Annotated in this window: 4 protein-coding genes; 3 read left to right on the forward strand and 1 reads right to left on the reverse strand. The window is 66.2% G+C overall.

Annotation, left to right across the window (positions count from 1 at the left end; genetic code table 11):
- Nucleotides 1-413 precede the first annotated feature (413 nt).
- Entirely contained in the window at nucleotides 414-1,451 is a 1,038-nt protein-coding gene (locus tag EP26_RS30275) for an IS110 family RNA-guided transposase (protein ID WP_043345096.1), read from the reverse strand.
- Nucleotides 1,452-2,016: 565 nt separating this feature from the next.
- On the opposite strand from EP26_RS30275, the gene EP26_RS38405 reads away from it, so the two are divergent.
- The 3 genes from EP26_RS38405 (at nucleotide 2,017) to EP26_RS35930 (ending at nucleotide 2,896) form a co-directional block, all read left to right on the forward strand.
- Nucleotides 2,017-2,142 (forward strand): hypothetical protein, encoded by a 126-nt coding sequence (locus EP26_RS38405; RefSeq protein ID WP_281177161.1) that lies wholly within the window; start codon nucleotides 2,017-2,019, stop codon nucleotides 2,140-2,142.
- The gene (locus tag EP26_RS30285; protein ID WP_043345099.1) at nucleotides 2,143-2,451 is read left to right on the forward strand and encodes a hypothetical protein; all 309 of its coding nucleotides are present in this window, start codon (nucleotides 2,143-2,145) and stop codon (nucleotides 2,449-2,451) included. It abuts the gene before it with no gap.
- 109 nt (nucleotides 2,452-2,560) lie between these two features.
- Nucleotides 2,561-2,896 carry a hypothetical protein gene (locus tag EP26_RS35930; protein ID WP_157033967.1) on the forward strand — a complete coding sequence of 112 codons (336 nt, stop codon included), beginning with the start codon at nucleotides 2,561-2,563 and terminating at the stop codon, nucleotides 2,894-2,896.
- Nucleotides 2,897-2,980 lie beyond the last annotated feature (84 nt).

The following is a 2,980-nucleotide window of genomic DNA, read 5'->3' on the forward strand; positions in this document are numbered from 1 at the left end:
CAGCGATCATGTCCGCCCCACAACGATGGCCAACTTTCCCGGAGCGGCGTAGGGCACCGACGGAACAACTGGCGCCGCATATCCCAGCGGATAAGAGCTCAGGAATAGGCGTGGCTGCGATGGCCCACTGAAATTCCGCCCGGACCACTCAATGGGGGCTTCTGTAATGGGCCGTCGGTAGTCAAGCCCTCCGAATGATCGCCTCGTCGCCAGGTCCTTGCTTCTGTCCGTGGTCGGCAGCTGAGCCGCCACATGATCCTGTTAGGAGGGCGGCGAGCCGATCTGGTCAACGTGGTCGTCGCCCGCAGGCCACGCCACAACCCCCATCAAGGCTTCACCGTTCCCACGTCCCGGCGACGGGACCTCGGAGGAGCAGGCCCTCGCGGTCCCGCCCCGATCTCGTTCCTGCCTGCCTATGCGGCTGCGCTAGCCGGCTCCTTACCCCAGTGGAACTCGGTACCGTCCACCCACATGCGATGCAGGATGGTTGCCAGCTTGCGGGCTACCGCTACCTTGGCCCGCTGCATGCCCCGTCGCTTTGCCAACTCCATTGCCCAACGCTTCAGTGCCGAGAAGCGTACTGTCCGCGTCAAAAGCGACTGCGCCGCCTCGTACAGGGCGGTTCGCGCCATGGCATCCCCAACCCGACTGATGCTGCCGGTGACATCCGTCTCGCCAGACTGATACCGTCTGGGGGTCAGTCCGAAATGTGCGCCCACCGACTTGGACTTGGCGAACCTCCCGGGATCGTCCACTGCTGAGGTGAATGTAGCAGCCACCACCGCGCCCACGCCGGGCGCCGTCATCAGGCGTCGGCAGGTCGCGTTGTCGCGCACGAGGACCAGCAGGTGCCGATGCAGCACCGCCAACTCCACCCTCAACGCCTCCCGCGCCCGCAGCATCGGCTCGGCGATCTGCTCGAGCACGGGATGGCCGGCCACCAACTCGCGCACCCGCGCCGGGTAGCGGGGCTTTGTCGTCACCCCGACCTTCAGCCCGAAGCCGCGCAGGATCCCGCGGATCGCGCCCTCAATGTCGAGCAGCTTGCCCTGCAGCAGCTTGCGCCCGACCAGCAGGGCCCGGACCTCCTGCGCCGGCACCGACTTCCGGTGCACAGGGCGGTACCAGCCCATCCGCAGCAGCTGCGCGATCCCGCGCGCGTCCTTGCGGTCGGTCTTAACCGTCATCGCCGAGAGCGCCGCCTTCACATGCCGGGTCTCCAGCAGCACCACCTCATGCCCGGCCGCAGCCAAGCCGTCGTGTAGCCACTGCGACAGGGGGCCAGCCTCAAGCCCGACACGGGCCACCGCCACTCCGAGCCCCGCCACGAAGGTAACCAGAGCCTCCGGCTCGCTCGCCACCTTCGCCTCGCGTACAATCCGCCCCGTCGTGTCCACCACGCAGACGCTCGATCGCTCCAGCGACACGTCAATCCCGACATAGTGGTCCATCACCGCCGTCTCCCCGTGATGCCAGGGGGCACACGCCACCCAAGGTTCGTGCAGCATCACTCGAAGAGCCGACCACCATCTACCCGACGCCCGGGAGCCGGCCCATTACGGGATCTGGTCAGTGGAGCGGACCCAGAAGGGCTGGCGCGCCGACCACGAGCGTGGATGGGAGGCAAGGGCGAGAATTGACGCCGCCGAGGCTGCCAGGAAGCGGGAATCCAACCTACGGGCCAAGGTGAATCTCCTGCTCAAAGTGGCGCAGCTTCCGACGCGGCCTGCGGAGTCGTGGCTGGACCACGTTCCGGGGTTCGGCGAGTCACCACGCGCTCTGGCCCGGGCGGGCGGTGACTGCTTCGAACACGTCCTGCGGCGCCTCCGTGAGTTGGAGAGGATGGCGTGGGCGGGCGGCGATCCAGTTTCCGGGGACCTGCTTGGCCTTCCCCTCGAGGGATTGCGGGGGACACGGCAAGCGGAGGCGAACGCACGACAAGAGACCCTATGTCGCATCCGCGAGGAGTTCGCGGCGTAGACCCGGGAGAGGCGCCGCAGGGAGTCGTCGGCCTTCGTGGATGCTTTGCTTGCCGAAGCGGCCTTATCCATGGGCGACGTGGACGGGCTTGCCTGGGCCGAGCACGCTGCGCGCGGTGCTACGGGCACGACCTTCGACGAGGGACGGCTTGGTCTCGACTGAGTGACGCAGGAGTGCATCAAAGGCGCTCTCGACGACGAGCGGCGGCGCATTGAACTGATCCGGCATGCGGCGGCAGCTCGCCGCTGTGACGAAGCGGTCATGACTGCGGAAGCGCTGCGCTGCCGCAAGGAGCTGGAGACCCGAGCATTGAAGCGCTTCTCGGGTGACGCCGACATGGCCCAGCTCTGGCTACGCACGACGCAGCCTACCCTGGGGTGGTCGCCCTGGGCGCATGCCGTCGACGAGGGACACCGCAACGAATGCCTGCGTCTGCTTGATGCGGCGATGCCCAAGGGGAAGCGAAGGTAATTGCCCGTCGAGTTTGGAGATTTCCTGCACACTGACCAAGTGCCGGACACAAAGGAGGGTCGCGGTCTGTTGTTTCATCCTCGCTGCCACTGTGCTTAATTGGGAAGACATGAGCAAATACGCGGCAAGACCATCGAAGGCTGGGAGTTCCTCTCAGGGGGCGGGCATTGAGGCCGCCCTGCCCAATGACCGCGCCAATCAAGCTGTTGGACTGAAGGCATATCTCGATGGCATCGCCGCGCGGGTAAAGGCCGTGCCATCGGCTTGGGTCCGCTGCGAACTGCTAACCCTCAAGCCTGGGGACCGGTTCGTCCGCATGGAGTTCGTCGAGCACGATGGGACCGGTCGGAAGGTCGCCCAGGTCAACGGCGGCTGCTGGCCGGGTGTCTATGGACGGGCGGTCGAGGCATTCACGGCCTTGGACCTGCGCCTAGCAGCCCGTTGAGAAATCCATTGGTCAGCTGAAGCGGTCTGGCTCAATGCTGACGGCGACGGCGGCGGTCTGATCGCCAGCGATGACGATCAGGAT

This window comes from Belnapia moabensis DSM 16746 (assembly GCF_000745835.1).
Classification (GTDB): Bacteria; Pseudomonadota; Alphaproteobacteria; order Acetobacterales; family Acetobacteraceae; genus Belnapia; species Belnapia moabensis.